We start from the raw sequence: 15387 nt of genomic DNA on the forward strand, positions 1-15387 counted from the left end.
AAATTATGCAGCAATATGTATTGGCTTTACAACATTAGTATGTTAATTTATGGCCTTCTGGTAAGATTGGCATCGCTTTTTAATGCTAAAGCTAAACTTTTTGTAAATGGGCGAAAACAAATTTTCAGGCATATTTCGGCCAAGTTTAACCCCAACGACCAACCCATCTGGTTTCATTTTGCCTCGTTAGGTGAGTTTGAACAGGGGCGCCCGGTACTTGAAAACATCAAAGTGCTAAAACCTAACGAAAAAATAATCGTAACCTTCTTTTCCCCATCTGGATATGAGATCAGGAAAAACTACACATTGGCCGACGGCATCTATTATCTGCCCTTGGATACCATATCCAATGCTAAAAAGTTCATTGCTTTGGTAAATCCTAGAATGGCCATCTTTACCAAATATGAATTTTGGCCAAACTACTTTCGCACCTTGGCCAACGCGAACATCCCACTTTATATTATATCCGGCATTTTTAGGCCTAACCAGGTTTTCTTTAAAGAGTATGGTGGTTTTTACAGAAATGTGCTAGGATGCGTGACGCATTTTTTTGTACAAAACGAAGAAAGTGCGGCTTTATTAAAGGGTATTGGCATCAACAATGTTGCTATTAGCGGAGATACCAGATTTGACCGTGTTTACGAAAATGCGCAAGCGCCGAAAAAGCTACCAATTATTGAAGCATTTTGCGGCAAATCGCCTGTGCTAATTGCCGGTAGCACCTGGCCAGAAGACGAAAAATTGTTGGTTGGCTTGGCGGCAAAAAACCCCAATTGGAAGATCGTTATTGCGCCGCATGAAATCCACGAAGGGCACCTGAACACCATTTTTGATTTGTTTCCAAATGCCCTGAAATTCTCTGCAATCAATTCAAATATGGAGCTTAAATCCCAAATATTGGTTATTGACAATATCGGGATGCTTTCTTCATTATATCAATATGGTAAAATTGCTTATATCGGTGGTGGTTTTGGGGTAGGCATACACAACACCTTGGAAGCCGCGGCATTTGGCCTTCCGGTGATATTTGGGCCAAATTACCATAAATTCCAAGAAGCTAAGGATTTGATCGAAATTGGTGCTGCAAAAAGCATCAGCAATACCGAAGAACTTTCCACCGCCTTTGATCATTACGTACAACAGGAAAGCGGAATGTTGGCCAAGAATTTCGTAGCTAGCAAAAAGGGCGCCACCGAAATGATTATCAAAAAAATTTTTGGGGATTAGATTTGGTCTACACGTACCCAGTCCATCCCGGCGGCAATGGCACCTTGTACCCCTAGCTCTGCATCTTCAAAAACGATACATTTTTTAGGATCTACCCCAAGCGCCTCCGCAGCTGCTAAAAACGGATCGGGCGCAGGTTTTCCTTTGGGGGTTTCCCCTGCACAGACCATTACGTCTATCAAATCAACCAGTCCAAGCACGGTTAGCGTTTTGGTAACCGTTTTTCTGCTTCCTCCAGAAACCACGGCAATTTTAACTTTGCCCACATGGTTTTTCAGGTGTTCTGCAACGTATGAAATAGGTTGGGTTTGTTCAATATATTTATCGATAAAAATCTGAGATTTTTCGCTTGCAAAAGTGTCGGGTAATGGCACGCCATATCTCTTGGTAATTTCTTGGGCAAAAAGCACGGTTGGCATACCGGCAAATTCATCTACCATGTTCAAATCTAAACCCACGCCATAATTTGCGGCAACTTCTTCGTAAGCTAATTTATGTGCCAACATATTATCAGCTAAAGTACCATCGCAATCATATAAGAAAGCCTGATATTCGCCTTCGGTTCTTTTGGTTAAAAATTCAAGTTTTTCTAAATGTTTACTATCCATTACATCGACATTTCGGCTAAAACTTCAATAAATCTTTCATCTGTATTTAAGCTTTCTACCAGCTGTACGTGCTCCCCACCAAGCTCTTTAAATTCTTCGTTATACTCCACGGTAATCTCGTAAATGGTTTCCAAGCAATCGGCCACAAAAGCCGGGCTGAACACCAAAAGGCGCTTTTTGCCTTCAGCGGCCAATTTCTTCAACACATCTGTAGTATAGGGCTGTATCCAAGGTTCTTTTCCCAAACGCGACTGATAGCAAACTGAATAGTTTTCACGTGCCAGGCCCAGTTTTTCTGCCAATAGTTTTGCGGTATTATGGCATTGGGCCGAATAGCAGAATTTATTGGCATTATTATAATTTTCGCAGCAGTTATTTACCTTTAAACAATACTTTCCTGTATGGTCTGATTTGGTCATTTGCCTTTGTGGCAAACCATGGAAGCTGAACAATATGTGATCATAGTTCTCCACACCGTGTTTTCTGGCATTGTCGGCAAATATCTCCAACATGAGATCATTGTCGTGAAATGAGTTTACAAAAGACACCGGTGGTATGGTAGGCCATTTGCTCAATAGCTCCATCACCAGTTGTATTACAGAACCCGTACTTGCTGAGGCATACTGGGGAAATAGCGGAATAACTTTAATGCTGCTCACCAAGCCCTTCTTTAAATTTTCTAGGGCGCTTTCGATGGAAGGGCTTTGATAGCGCATGGCCAGTTCTACCTGATATTCGCTACCAAGTTTATCTTGTAGCATTTTGGCTTGCTGCTCACTATAATACAACAAAGGCGAGCCTTTTTCATCCCATATTTTTTGATAGAGTTTTGAAGTTTTTGGACTGCGGAAAGGCACGATTATTCCTTTAACCAATAGTATCCTATTCAGTTTAGGAATATCAATTACACGTTCATCCATCAAAAATTGATCAAGATATTTTCTGACATCTTTAACTTCAGGACTATCTGGTGTGCCCAGGTTAACTAGCAATATTCCTTTCTTGGCCATTAATTTTTCTATTTTGCCGCAAATATAACTTGATTTGGGATTTTAGCCGTACGATTTTAGATTTTAAGACACAGAAGAGACACAAAAAAGTTTTCAGTTGGCAGTTTTCAGCTGATCATGCGTTTCAGATTTTAAACTTTACAGCGTTGAAACAACATTTCAGCTGGAACATTTAATAAGATTCAATTTGGGCTTTTACTTTTTCCATGAGCCACATGGGTGTTGATGTTGCTCCACAAATGCCCACACGGTCATTTGGCTGAAACCATTCTTTATCCAGTTCCTCAACATTTGAAATAAAATAAGACTGGTTGTTGTATTTCCTACATACGTCGTACAACACTTTTCCGTTGGAGGATTTTTTCCCTGAAACGAATATGATCTTATCAAAGTGCTTCACAAATTGCTCCAGTTCCTCATAACGATTGGAAACTTGCCTGCAGATCGTGTCATTGGCCTTTACTTCGTAACCTCTTTTGATCAGCTCATCTTTGATCTGATAAAACTTGTCTACGCTTTTAGTGGTTTGGCTATACAGCGTGAATTTATTTGGAAGCGCTACATTGTCTAGCTCAGCGATATCCATAAAAACCAATGCCTTGCCATCGGTTTGCCCCTGCAAGCCAATTACCTCTGCATGGCCGTGCTTACCAAAAATCAAAATCTGCTCGTCATCGTCGTGAGAGTTTTTGATACGGTTCTGTAATTTGAGCACCACGGGACAAGAAGCATCAATTAAGGTTAAATTATTTGCCAAAGCCAGTTCGTAGGTAGATGGTGCTTCGCCATGAGCCCTGATCAACACTTTTTCGTTGTGCAGTTCCTTAAGCTTTTCATGATCGATGATCCTCAGCCCCTTAGCTTTCAAACGTTCTACCTCTTCATCATTATGAACAATATCACCCAAACAGTACAGGTAGTTTTCCGTGTCCAGAATATCCTCGGCCATATCAATGGCATAAACTACCCCGAAACAAAAACCCGAAGACTTATCTATGGTAACTTTTAAATTATAGCTCATCATGAATATACAAAGGTACGCAGAAGAAGTTTAAATTATATAAAATTTTTAATATCGGATAATAGTCATATATTTGTTAACGATATTACGGAGATGTGGGACTTTAACCTAGACGATTTAGAAGAACTAAAGCCGCAAATAGAACGGTTATATGAAAAAAAGGCAAAGATTGACCAATCGAGGCCTTTGCCTAACACAGTATTGCAAAAAATAAAGGATCAACTTAACCTTGAATGGACCTATAACTCGAACAGTATTGAAGGCAATACCCTCAACCTTCGAGAAACCCAGCTTATTTTGGAAGAAGGAATTACTGTTGGAGGCAAATCTTTAAGAGAGCATTTTGAGGTAGTTAATCACGAAAAAGCGATAGATTATTTATATGGCTTAGTAAACCCCGCCTATACTTTGAGAAGCATTGATATCTTAAACCTGCATGGCTATATCTTAAAAAATATTGAAGATGAATTTGCCGGCAGGTTGAGAAACGGTGGTGTTCGTATTGTTGGCGCAAACTTCACACCTCCAAATGCTAAAATAGTTCCAGATCTTTTTGATGAATTGGTTTCTTTTGTCAATACCAATCCTATCAATGCAAACGAGCTTGTTTTAGCTACCTTGTTTCATCACAAATTAGTTTGGATACATCCTTTTTTTGATGGGAACGGCCGCACGGTTCGTTTAGCGATGAACCTTTTATTGATGCGAAAGGGATTTCCGCCCGCAATTATCCTTAAAAATGACAGGAAGAAGTACTATGAGGCGCTTAATCAGGCAAACAAAGGAAGCTACCATAAGCTTTGCTTGCTGATGCTTCAGGCAACTGAACGATCTTTAAACATGTACGTCAATTCACTACCAGGTAAAAGCTACGATGATTATGAACCGATTTCAAGTATTGTTTCTGAGCCAAGCTTTCCTTACGGCCAGGAATATGTTAGCTTATTGGCAAGGCAAGGCAAAATAGATGCTTATAAAGAAGGCAAAAACTGGCTTACCACCAAGGAAGCGGTAAAAGAATATGTGGTTAACCGAAAAAGAAAAAGGTAGGCCTCGATGGAAGACTAACTTTCATTAATTAATGAACAGGGTTATGCTCCTATGTGTTTGTATTTATTAAAAAGCAAATAACCACACAGCTACATTATGTTTTAAATTATAGCGGATATTTTTTTAAGGAACAAGTGAGATTAATTTGTACACCCCGGGCAGGCCAAGGCCGGTTTCAGTAGAACTGAAGATACTTTGCCAGGGCTGTGGAGATCATGAAAAATCACTAAAAGCTTGGCGCAAATCCTCATTAACTAGCTTAAATAAACCCTATCCTCTTCCCCTTCTACATCCATAATCACATCCACATGCTCTTTTAAAATGGTGGCCAGCTCTAAGCCAACAAAATCCGTAGCAATAGGGAATATCTTATGGCTTCTATCTACCAAAACCACGGTTCTGATTTTTTTATGGGGAGTATTTAGGAAAACGCCCAATCCGTAGGCCAGGGTTTTACCGCTGTTCAATACATCATCTACCAGGATAATGACTTTATTTTTCCAGTTACTTTCGGGCAAATCGGTTTTTGCAACAAGTTTACTGCTCTGCTTTTCCAAATCTATACGCAGCAGCGTAGTTTTAAATTCGGAAATTTCATTTAGGGTTTGTTGTAGTCTAACGGCCAATTTATAGCCTCTGTCCCAAATTCCAGCAAGTATAATTTCCTTTTCATCTAGGTTATCTTCTAGGATTTGGTAAGCAATTCTATTGATTTTTTGCTGAATCTGTTTTTTGTCTAAAATAAGGACTTGATTTTGGGGCATGTTATGGTGCTTTAGCATTTACAAAAGAACGATTTTAAGCCTCAATATCAAATATTCATTTTTTTTTAGTTGTGGCGCAACGTTTGGTAATTTGACAGCGTCTTATATACAAAACCACTTGAACAATGAAAAATTTACGAGCACTTAAAAACAATCTAACATTTATCCTATTCCTTTTCAGCAGTTTTACCTGTGCCAAAGTATTTGCTCAAAGCAGCAGACAGGTTTCTGTCAACGATTTTAGCAGTATAGGCGTAAGCAGTGGCATTAACCTTCATTTGAAACAGGGCAATACTGAAAGCCTGGTGATTAAAGGCGATGAAGAAGTGATTAAGGATGTGGTGGTTGAAAAAAACGACCGAAGCATTTCTATCAAATACAAAGAGGGCGTGAATTGGTCGCGTTTGTTTAAAGGAAGGTCCATAGACGTGTACGTTACCTTTAAAAATTTGAACGCCTTGGCCGCCAGCGGTGGTAGCGACGTGTATATTGATGGACAGTTAAAAACCGACAAATTTTCCCTAGCAGCAAGTGGTGGTTCAGATGTAAAACTAAACCTTGTTTGTAAGGACATTAAAATCGCGGTAAGCGGCGGCGCTGATATCGAGCTTAAAGGTTCGGCCGAAAACATGAGCATTAGTGCTAGTGGCGGCAGTGACATCAGTGCTTTTGACTTTAGAGTAGACTATGCGCAAGTAAACAGCAGCGGCGGGGCCGATGTTGATATCTATGTAAACAAAGGGCTTACCGCAGCAGCAAGCGGTGGTAGCGACATCACCTATAAAGGCAACGCTTCTTTGAAAAAAACATCTAATTCAAAAAGCGGAGATATTATCCACGCCAATTAGTATTCACGCAAAAACAGGCTATAGTGCTATAACAGAATCCGGCCTTTATTACAAGAGCAAACTACTTTAGTTTGGTTAATAGTAGAACCAATGCCGTGGATGCGGCATTGGGTTCGTTATTTTTTTGGATAAGGGTAATACACAAAATTTGCTCCTTCGGGCACTATTACAAAAACGCACATAAAATCTTCGGGCTTTTTATAATTCTTCAGGAAATGCTCTTTTTTATCGGGATGAACAATCCCTTTTTCAATAAATTCTTCGAGGGTGGAAGCCTGGATTGTCCAGTTGGTATTAAGCTCTTCCCTATTTAAAATCATTTCGCCAATTTTCACTTCATGTTGATGAGCAATAAAAATAGGCGCTTGGGAAATGCCTTCCACCATAATTTCTACCGACACTTCCTTGATAGAATCGGCATAAAAAGCCAAATCTTTTTCTAAACTCACCAATGGGCTTTGCTTTTTCTCTTGTTTAGGTTCATTACCGTTGGCATTTAAGTTCCCCAACAACTCTTCAGATTCCATATACTAAAACTTAATTTCTTTTTTTTGTATTACAAATTGATCATCTGCCAAGGTATCGGTTAACAGATAATATTTGTCATCTTGCTTTTCTATTCTCCTGGATAAAGGATATTCATTTGCGCAGAAATACATGCTGCCTTTTTTAACGAGCTTCCACGCACCTTCTTTTAAACTAAAAAGATTAATGCTTGCCCAGCAACTGCTAAACCATTCGGGCCTGAGCAATAATTCGGGTTTTTCATCGCCGTCAATATCGTCAACAACAAACAGATCTGCGCCAATAGCATTGCTAAATTTTAACGTTGGCCATTTTTTGTTGCTGAACATGATATTGATTTCATATCGCTCTTTTTGGCCTCCTGTGTCAGCCGTATCCAGTTTATCTTTTATAATGATCGCCGTATCTTTCTGGCCGAGTATCACGGTGTCCAACTGCTGTTTATCGGCATCCATGACAAAGGTTTTACTTGTTACCGCCATTTTTTTGGTTTCCTTATTTTGGCAGGCCAGCAAAACCGTTACCGACAATAATAAAAAACAGCAATTTTTCATCTTATTTAAGTTGAAGTAAAACCACGTTCTCTACATGTTGCGTATGGGGGAACATATCTACAGGTTTAATTCTAACCACCTCGTACTTTTCGGTGAGCAGTGCCAAATCCCTGGCTTGTGTTGCCGCGTTACAGCTTACGTAGACAATTTTTTCCGCTTCCATTTCCAGCAAACGCTCTACAACATCCGCATGCATGCCGGCTCTAGGCGGATCGGTAATTACCACGTCAGGCTTGCCATGCTCAGCAATAAATTCTCTGGTAAGGATATCTTTCATATCTCCTGCGTAGAAAATTGTATTGTTGATGCCGTTTAATTCTGAATTGAATTTCGCATCTTCAATTGCCGACGGCACATACTCGACGCCCACTACCTGCCTGGCATTATGCGCCACAAAGTTAGCGATGGTTCCTGCGCCGGTATATAAATCGTAAACCAATTCATCACCTTTTAAATTGGCAAATTCTTTGGTGATACGATAAAGTTCATAGGCTTGCGCTGAATTGGTTTGGTAAAACGATTTGATTCCGATCTTGTATTTTACGCTTTTGCCGTTCCCCAAAGCCATTTCCTCGAAAATATGGTCACGCCCGGCATAGGTTACCACTTCCTGGTCAAAGATCGTATCGTTCTTTTTATGATTGACGAGGTATTGCAACGAGGTAATTGCCGGAAAAGTAGTTTTAAGATAGGCCATCAAACCATCAATTTGTTCAGGTGTAGCGTAAGCAAAAACCACGCCTACCATTACTTCGCCTGTGCTTGATGTACGGATAATCAGGTTGCGCAAAGCTCCTTCGTGGTTACGCAAATCGTAAAAACTCAGCTGATGTTGCAGTGCATAGTCCCTCACCTTTAAACGGATATCATTACTTGGATCTGCCTGCAGATAGCAATGCTCAATGCCCAAAATTTTGTCGAACCTGCCAGGCACGTGAAAGCCAAGCGCATTCATTTCCCTTCCTTCTGCTTCTTCAGCCATGTCTTTGCTATCCAGCCAGCGCTTGTTAGAAAAGGTGAATTCAAGCTTATTGCGATAGTATTGATTTTCGGCGGAACCTAAAATGGGCTCGATACCGCTCACGTCTATTTTACCTAAACGCTGCAAAGCAGATTCAACACTTTTTTGCTTATAGGCCATTTGGGCGCTATACTGCATGTGCTGCCATTTACAACCACCACAAGTACCAAAATGGCTACAGAACGGTTGTTGGCGCAAGTTAGATGGCGTGTGCAAAGTCTCGATCACCGCCTCGGCAAAGTTTTTCTTTTTCTTTACCAAACGTACATCAACTACATCGCCGGGCACGGCTTTATCCACAAAAATTACGAGTTCATCGGCTTTGCCCACTCCCTTGCCTTCTTCGGCAATGTCAATAATACTTAAACCCGAAATTCTGACAGGTTCAGTATTTTTTCTTTTTCTGCTCATTGCCGCAAATATACGGAAACTCTTTAGTGAGTGATGCGAAAAGAAAGCGGCAAATAAATTAGGCACAAGAATATCCAACAGGCAGGACTGCCCGCTTTGGTAAAATCGAAATCAATGATATGCCTTAATCTTCAAAAATACTTAGAATTACCCCTAAAATACCGCCAGCAAGATTAAAATTCACCTCAAATTTTTCGTCAACCATCACTGAAATCTCTAACACTTCTTGACTCATAAATTCTATTTCTATAATTACAAATATAAACTAAATGAACCAAATACCAAATTGGTATAATGTTAATTTTATATTAAATTTTAACATCAGAACAGAAAATGATATAACAGTTTATCAAAATCCTATAACGTTTAACCAGGGCACCCACACTAATTTTGTGTAGAAATTTTAGGAAGATGAAAACTACAGACGCTATATATATCCCATTAGAAAACGTAGAAAGCGAACATTGTGCTTTAATTGTTGATAAGGGATTAGAAAATGTTAAAGAAATTAGCAGCCACCAAGTAGAACTTAACAACCAAAGAGCTGTTATTACGGCTAAAAAATACCCCGAAGAAGCTGTTCAGGAAGCCGTAAAACAAATTAGGGATTTGGGCTATGAGGTAACTACCGTGAAACAAACCTTTCCCGTAACGGACATGTCTTGCGCTTCGTGTGCTGCCAATACAGAAGCCATTTTAAACGGCCAGGTAGGCGTGGTGAAGGCCGAGGTAAACTATGCCAACACTGCTGCAAAAATAGAATACATCCCTAGCTTGGTTACTGCGCAAGAGCTTAGGCAAGCAGTGCAAGCGGGCGGCTATGACCTATTGATAGCCGAGGGCAATGAGGCTAAGGAATCATTGAATGAAATTAAAGCCAACCAATATCAAAAACTAAGAAAAAAAGCAGTTGGCGCCCTGATTTTAGCCATTCCACTGTTTGTTATTGGGATGTTTTTGATGGACATGCCCTATGCCAATTACCTCATGTGGGTTTTATCAACGCCCATGCTACTTGTTTTTGGCCGACAGTTTTTTGTAGGTGCATGGAAACAGGCTAAACATCGCTCTGCCAACATGGATACCCTGGTGGCCATAAGTACCGGAACAGCTTATCTTTATAGTGTTCTGATTACCCTGTTTCCCGATCTGATGCATCGTTTTGGCATTCACTCACATGTTTATTTTGAAGCCGCTGGCATTGTAATTGCCTTTATATTACTGGGCAAGCTTTTGGAAGAAAAAGCCAAAGGAAATACCTCTTCGGCAATCAAGAAATTAATGGGCCTACAGCCAAAACATGTTACCATTATACACGAAGGAGGGCATCAAATGCAAGTTGAAATTGGCCAGGTTAAAGTAGGCGATGTATTATTGGTGAAGCCGGGTGAACGTATAGCCGTAGACGGGACGGTGGTAAATGGCAGCTCTTATGTAGATGAGAGCATGATTAGCGGCGAGCCAATTCCTGTAGCAAAAGCCGCTGAAAGCACAGTATTTGCAGGTACCATTAATCAAAAAGGGAGTTTCCAGTTTAAAGCGGATAAAGTAGGTAGCGACACCGTTTTGGCACATATCATCAAAATGGTTGAAGATGCGCAGGGCAGTAAGGCTCCCGTGCAAAAATTGGTAGACAAAATTGCCGCTATTTTTGTACCGGTTGTAATTGGTATCGCTATTTTAAGTTTATTGCTTTGGGTAGTTTTTGGTGGCGAAAACGGCCTTGCACAAGGAATTGTTGCGTTTGTAACCGTATTGGTGATTGCCTGCCCCTGTGCTTTGGGCCTGGCCACCCCTACTGCCATTATGGTTGGTGTAGGAAAAGGTGCCGAACAGGGCATTTTGATTAAAGATGCGGAGAGTTTGGAACTGGCTAAAAAAGTAAACGCTATTATTTTAGATAAAACAGGCACTATTACTGAAGGAAAGCCCAAAGTAACCGCCATACAATGGCTTGGAGATTTTCATCAGCTTCAGCAAGATATTCTTTACAGCATCGAAAAATCATCTGAGCATCCTTTGGCTGACGCCATTATCGAACATTTGGCTCACGATGCAACTTTTTTAAACGACCTTACCATTGAAAATATCAGTGGACAGGGCATTGAAGGCAAGCATAACAACCGTACTTACTTTATAGGTAACGAATTATTGGTTAAAGAAAGAAACATCCCGCTTACCGGACAAGCCAGGCAATGGGCTTCAACACAACTTGAAAACGCACAAACAGTGGTATTCTTTTGTGATGAAACTTCTCTGTTGGCCATCATTGCCATTGCTGATCAAATTAAGGCCACTTCGGCGCAAGCCATAAAAGAGCTGCAAAAAGACGGCATTAAGGTTTACATGCTTACCGGCGACAATGAACAAACCGCAAAGGCAGTAGCCTCCAGCTTGGGGATTGATGAATATCATGCCAACGTGCTACCTGCCGACAAAGGCAAATTCACCAAGAAACTACAACACGAAGGCAAAATAGTGGCCATGGTTGGTGACGGAATCAACGACAGCAACGCACTTGCACAGGCCGACGTAAGTATTGCCATGGGCAAAGGAAGTGATATTGCCATGGATGTGGCCAAAATGACCATCATCTCCTCTGATCTGTCCAAAATACCCGATGCCATACATTTATCAAAATATACGGTAAAGGCCATTAAGCAGAATTTGTTTTGGGCATTTATTTACAATGTAATCGGTATTCCAATAGCTGCCGGAGCTTTATTTCCTATTAACGGCTTTTTACTTGACCCAATGTGGGCCGGTGCCGCAATGGCTTTCAGTTCGGTAAGCGTGGTGGCCAACAGCCTTCGCTTAAAATGGAAAAAAATCTAAACCTAAATTTAATGCTCCAATTTTCAAAAACAACATTAATTGATATCAAATGAACACTTTAAAATTTAAAACTAGCATCAACTGTAGCTCTTGCGTAGCCAAGGTTACCCCAGTACTTAATGCACAAGAAGATATTCAGAACTGGGAAGTGAATACCGAAAATCCAGATAAAATCTTAACTGTAGAAGGGCAAAATATTGATGAAGAGCATGTAATCAAATCTCTACAGAAAATTGGCTTCAAAGCGGAAAAGATTTAAAGGTAGTATATCGTTGCAAGCATGAAGCAATTTCCATTATCAACGGTATCATCACGTAATGGGATTGCTTCTTGTCTCGCAATGAAGGCCTTAAATAATGAACCAATGATACCAAACCTCTATTTCTTTCCAGTCATTATATCTGGATAATCTGTGACGATACCATCTACCCCTAAATTTTTAAGATACTGCATCTCTTTAAGGGTATTTACCGTCCAAGGAATAATTTTTACGCCCGCAGCGTGACATTTATCCACCAAGCCCTTTCCTACCAAGGGTAAATAAGGACTATAAATGGTAGGTGTAAAACCCAATGCTTTGACATTATTTTCAAAATCTTCTTTTTCGTCTATTCCTAGTGAGGTTGGAATTTCAGGATATTTTTCGTGAACATATTGCAAACTTCTCATGTCAAAGGAATGGATCGTCATTCTTTTTTCTAACTTTTTGGCTTTTACTACGGCCATGATCAGTTCTACAAATTCTTCAGGACTAGGTTGAAATTCCCCATCGCCTTTTCTAATCAATTTGGTTTCGATGTTATAATGGGGTTTCGCCATTTTTCTTTTGGATACAAAAAACTCCACTTTATCAATCAAATCTTTTAAAAGGGGCTTTTCTACCCTGAATTTTTCTTGTTGCGGGAAACGCGGATGTGGTTTAGACCCCACATCAAATTGTTTTACGTCCTCGTAGTCCATTTTATAAATATTGAACTTCTTTTCATTTTTGAGCGTAATTTCTTCGCCAGTTGGCGAAGTACTGATGACATGGTTAAAATAAGGCTCTTGCGATACTACCACTTGTTTATCCTTAGAAATTACGACTTCTATTTTTAAGGTGGTTGCGCCGATTTCCAATGCCTTTATCATTGACGGGACCGTATTTTCCGGCATCAGGCCTCTTGCTCCACGATTTCCCTGTATCTCAAAGGCTACTTTTTTCTGGGCATGTGTAATGGTAATGGCAAAAAGGCAAAACAAAATGGAGAATGAAATCTTTTTCATATGATATTTAGTTAACGGCTAAACTTTCGGAGAATTGCAAGTATAAAGTTTTTCTGTTTAAGAAACTGTCCGTGTCCAATCAAAAATATCATCAGCTATGGCATTGCTTCGTTTGCGGCAAAAAACGTGAACAGGCTGGAAGGCACGAAGCAGTTTTCAAAGCTAAAGTTCTATTTTCTTAACGGCTATATTGTTCAACAAAAAAGGATTTCAACTTATCGTTAAAATCCTTGGTTTATATTTGGGATTTGGTTTAATCCTTATCGCTCTGCAACCGTAAAAATTTGGGCAATGATGTTCCAGTTTGCATCAGCCTGGCGCTCCCAAATAAATACATAGTTAAAACTTTCACGAAGATTAGCCTTGTAATCAATAGTCGCAATACCATAAGTGTAGGCAAAATCACCTCCCAAAGCTTTATCGGCTTGTGTGGTTTTTAAGTTGATTTTATCAATTACCCTGTTATTAAATGCCAAGATATCATCTTTCCCAATAATCACATCTGTTCCAGGGAACATTAAGCGGGCATCTGGGTTAATGAAGCCTGAAAAAGCTTGAATGCCGTGGGTTTTCAACATGGTGTTCAGAGTTTTCTCGGTGTTACTGATAATTTCCGTTGCGGCTTTCAGATCTTTTGAGGTTGCAAATTTAGGGCTGTGTGTTCCTGTTGGCTCTACAAAAGTATTTTTGGGTTCTTTACCTTTAATTGGTTTCATGGCCTCAGCTCCTAGGTCAATTACAAATTGCCATTCGCCATCTTTTCCTCTCCAAACAGAAAGGTAGTGTCCATAAGTTTTTTTATCGGCACCTGCTACGTAGGTTCCAGAGGTAAAGCCCCAATCTCTACTTTTTGATAGGCGGGCATAGTTAGGTTCCCAGGTTAAATTTTTAGTATCTACCGCTGTAGCATAAAACTTTTTAGCATTAATTGGATTTGGGCGAAAAACGATTGCGTCAGGAGCGGCGAAAGCTGTAAAAGCGGCATTCACGCCATCTTTGACTGCCTTTTGTGCAAAAGCTTTTTCTGCGTTAACTAATGATTTTACGGTGCCATCCGATTTTTGTGCATATACATTGGCACCTATGGCTAGGGCTAAAACTGACAGATATATTTTTTTCATAACAATTTATTGTTGTAGTGTACGAATTTAAATGTTGCTTTATTTAGTTAACAAAAAAGTAATTAACAATTGCACATTTTGAAAAATCAAAAATTTTGGCCAAGGTAAGTTAAGCTGATGGCTTTTCCCTGTAAATGGTTTCCAATATCGTTTGTCCCACGGCCTTCAAGGTGTTCCTATCGATATTATTGAGGTTATCCAGCTGAGTATGCCAATTACTATAAAAACCTGCAGCATCTGAGTAGTGAACTACATCAATGGCTGGAATGCCGGCTTGATTAATCCAAAAATGATCATCAACCAAACTGCCCGAACTTACGTTGATGAAATAATTACCGTAGCCAATTTCGGCAGCGATATTCCACACTTTGTTCACCACATTTGGAGCATACTTTCGAGAAAGTTCGTCTTGCGTAAACTGCGCATTACTACCCCCAACCATATCCAAGTTAATGGCATATAGCGGTTTGTAGCCTTTTACATGGGGATTTTTAGCCCAATATTGCGAGCCAATGCACCAAGTAGTTTCATTAGGAGTTTGATCATTGGCACTGCCATAATCTTCAATATCCCACAAAATAAAATCAACGCCTACTTCGGGCTGTTGCTCCTTAATTTGACGGGCCATTTCCAAAATTACAGCAACGCCACTGGCGCCATCATTAGCCGCTTCAAATGCTTTATCCTTCATGGCTTCATCAGGATCTTGATCCGAAAAAGGGCGGGCATCCCAATGGGCCGTAATTAAAACTCTTTGCGTTTTTTCAGGATAAAAGGCTGCAATAATATTTTTCAACTGGTGTGTTTTACCATCGTAGGTTTTAGCTGGTGCCTGTTGAACGGATACCTGGCCACCAAAATATTTAAACTTTGCCACCAAGTACGCTGCACACTTGGCATGGGCCGGAGTTGATGGAATACGCGGCCCAAAATCTACCTGAGCCTTTGTGTAAGCGTAGGCGCTATCGGCATTAAATTCTGGCGAAGATAACTTAGCCTGTTCTACAGAAGTTTCGGTATCTGTGGGTTTATTTTGCTGACAAGATTGTAAACCAACCATGGCCAAAAATAATACTGCTAATATTTGATTTACTTTCATGTTATTTTTATAACTGTACTTGGTTTA

16 protein-coding genes are annotated in these 15387 nt (G+C 40.1%); 5 read left to right on the forward strand and 11 right to left on the reverse strand.

The window, feature by feature from the left end; translation table 11 throughout:
- The first annotated feature begins 15 nt into the window (after positions 1-15).
- Complete coding sequence (locus DUT71_RS18045; protein ID WP_113663947.1) at positions 16-1227, forward strand: 3-deoxy-D-manno-octulosonic acid transferase; 1212 nt, start codon at positions 16-18, stop codon at positions 1225-1227.
- On the opposite strand, the gene DUT71_RS18050 is transcribed toward DUT71_RS18045, so the two are convergent.
- The 3 genes from DUT71_RS18050 to DUT71_RS18060 all read right to left on the reverse strand — a co-directional run bounded on the left by DUT71_RS18050 (position 1224) and on the right by DUT71_RS18060 (position 3866).
- Positions 1224-1835, reverse strand: coding sequence for an HAD family hydrolase (locus DUT71_RS18050; protein WP_113663948.1), 612 nt, complete (start codon positions 1833-1835; stop codon positions 1224-1226). The genes DUT71_RS18045 and DUT71_RS18050 overlap by 4 nt on opposite strands.
- Entirely contained in the window at positions 1835-2845 is a 1011-nt protein-coding gene (hemH, locus tag DUT71_RS18055) for a ferrochelatase (protein WP_113663949.1), read from the reverse strand. Before hemH ends, DUT71_RS18050 begins: the two co-directional genes overlap by 1 nt.
- Before the next feature lie 172 nt (positions 2846-3017).
- Positions 3018-3866, reverse strand: coding sequence for a 4-hydroxy-3-methylbut-2-enyl diphosphate reductase (locus DUT71_RS18060; RefSeq protein WP_113663950.1), 849 nt, complete (start codon positions 3864-3866; stop codon positions 3018-3020).
- 93 nt (positions 3867-3959) lie between these two features.
- On the opposite strand from DUT71_RS18060, the gene DUT71_RS18065 reads away from it, so the two are divergent.
- Positions 3960-4916, forward strand: coding sequence for a Fic family protein (locus DUT71_RS18065; RefSeq protein ID WP_113663951.1), 957 nt, complete (start codon positions 3960-3962; stop codon positions 4914-4916).
- 254 nt (positions 4917-5170) lie between these two features.
- On the opposite strand, the gene DUT71_RS18070 is transcribed toward DUT71_RS18065, so the two are convergent.
- On the reverse strand, positions 5171-5680 hold the full coding sequence (locus DUT71_RS18070) for a phosphoribosyltransferase family protein (protein ID WP_113664006.1): 510 nt from the start codon (positions 5678-5680) through the stop codon (positions 5171-5173).
- Between the two features lie 125 nt (positions 5681-5805).
- Here DUT71_RS18070 and DUT71_RS18075 point away from each other — a divergent pair, with 125 nt between their 5' ends.
- Positions 5806-6528 (forward strand): head GIN domain-containing protein, encoded by a 723-nt coding sequence (locus DUT71_RS18075; RefSeq protein ID WP_113663952.1) that lies wholly within the window; start codon positions 5806-5808, stop codon positions 6526-6528.
- 116 nt (positions 6529-6644) lie between these two features.
- Here DUT71_RS18075 and DUT71_RS18080 read toward each other — a convergent pair whose 3' ends face one another.
- The 4 genes from DUT71_RS18080 to DUT71_RS18095 form a co-directional block, all read right to left on the reverse strand.
- The gene (locus DUT71_RS18080) at positions 6645-7055 is read right to left on the reverse strand and encodes a hypothetical protein (RefSeq protein ID WP_113663953.1); all 411 of its coding nucleotides are present in this window, start codon (positions 7053-7055) and stop codon (positions 6645-6647) included.
- A 3-nt stretch (positions 7056-7058) separates the two neighbouring features.
- Positions 7059-7607: a hypothetical protein gene (locus DUT71_RS18085; protein ID WP_113663954.1), complete on the reverse strand. Its 549-nt coding sequence runs from the start codon at positions 7605-7607 to the stop codon at positions 7059-7061.
- 1 nt (position 7608) lies between these two features.
- Entirely contained in the window at positions 7609-9039 is a 1431-nt protein-coding gene (rlmD, locus tag DUT71_RS18090) for a 23S rRNA (uracil(1939)-C(5))-methyltransferase RlmD (RefSeq protein ID WP_113663955.1), read from the reverse strand.
- Between the two features lie 124 nt (positions 9040-9163).
- Positions 9164-9274: a phenylalanyl-tRNA synthetase subunit alpha gene (locus DUT71_RS18095; protein ID WP_113663956.1), complete on the reverse strand. Its 111-nt coding sequence runs from the start codon at positions 9272-9274 to the stop codon at positions 9164-9166.
- Positions 9275-9450: 176 nt separating this feature from the next.
- On the opposite strand from DUT71_RS18095, the gene DUT71_RS18100 reads away from it, so the two are divergent.
- Both DUT71_RS18100 and DUT71_RS18105 read left to right on the forward strand, forming a co-directional pair.
- Positions 9451-11874: a heavy metal translocating P-type ATPase gene (locus DUT71_RS18100; protein ID WP_113663957.1), complete on the forward strand. Its 2424-nt coding sequence runs from the start codon at positions 9451-9453 to the stop codon at positions 11872-11874.
- 49 nt (positions 11875-11923) lie between these two features.
- On the forward strand, positions 11924-12133 hold the full coding sequence (locus tag DUT71_RS18105) for a heavy-metal-associated domain-containing protein (protein ID WP_113663958.1): 210 nt from the start codon (positions 11924-11926) through the stop codon (positions 12131-12133).
- Positions 12134-12252: 119 nt separating this feature from the next.
- On the opposite strand, the gene DUT71_RS18110 is transcribed toward DUT71_RS18105, so the two are convergent.
- The 3 genes from DUT71_RS18110 to DUT71_RS18120 form a co-directional block, all read right to left on the reverse strand.
- The gene (locus DUT71_RS18110) at positions 12253-13140 is read right to left on the reverse strand and encodes a glycerophosphodiester phosphodiesterase family protein (protein ID WP_113663959.1); all 888 of its coding nucleotides are present in this window, start codon (positions 13138-13140) and stop codon (positions 12253-12255) included.
- Between the two features lie 260 nt (positions 13141-13400).
- Positions 13401-14261 carry a nuclear transport factor 2 family protein gene (locus DUT71_RS18115; RefSeq protein WP_240186982.1) on the reverse strand — a complete coding sequence of 287 codons (861 nt, stop codon included), beginning with the start codon at positions 14259-14261 and terminating at the stop codon, positions 13401-13403.
- A 109-nt stretch (positions 14262-14370) separates the two neighbouring features.
- A complete protein-coding gene (locus DUT71_RS18120) occupies positions 14371-15360 on the reverse strand; it encodes a M28 family peptidase (protein WP_113663961.1) in 990 nt (329 codons plus the stop codon).
- Positions 15361-15387 lie beyond the last annotated feature (27 nt).

Source organism: Pedobacter nanyangensis, from assembly GCF_003313505.1.
GTDB classification, from domain to species: Bacteria; Bacteroidota; Bacteroidia; order Sphingobacteriales; family Sphingobacteriaceae; genus Pedobacter; species Pedobacter nanyangensis.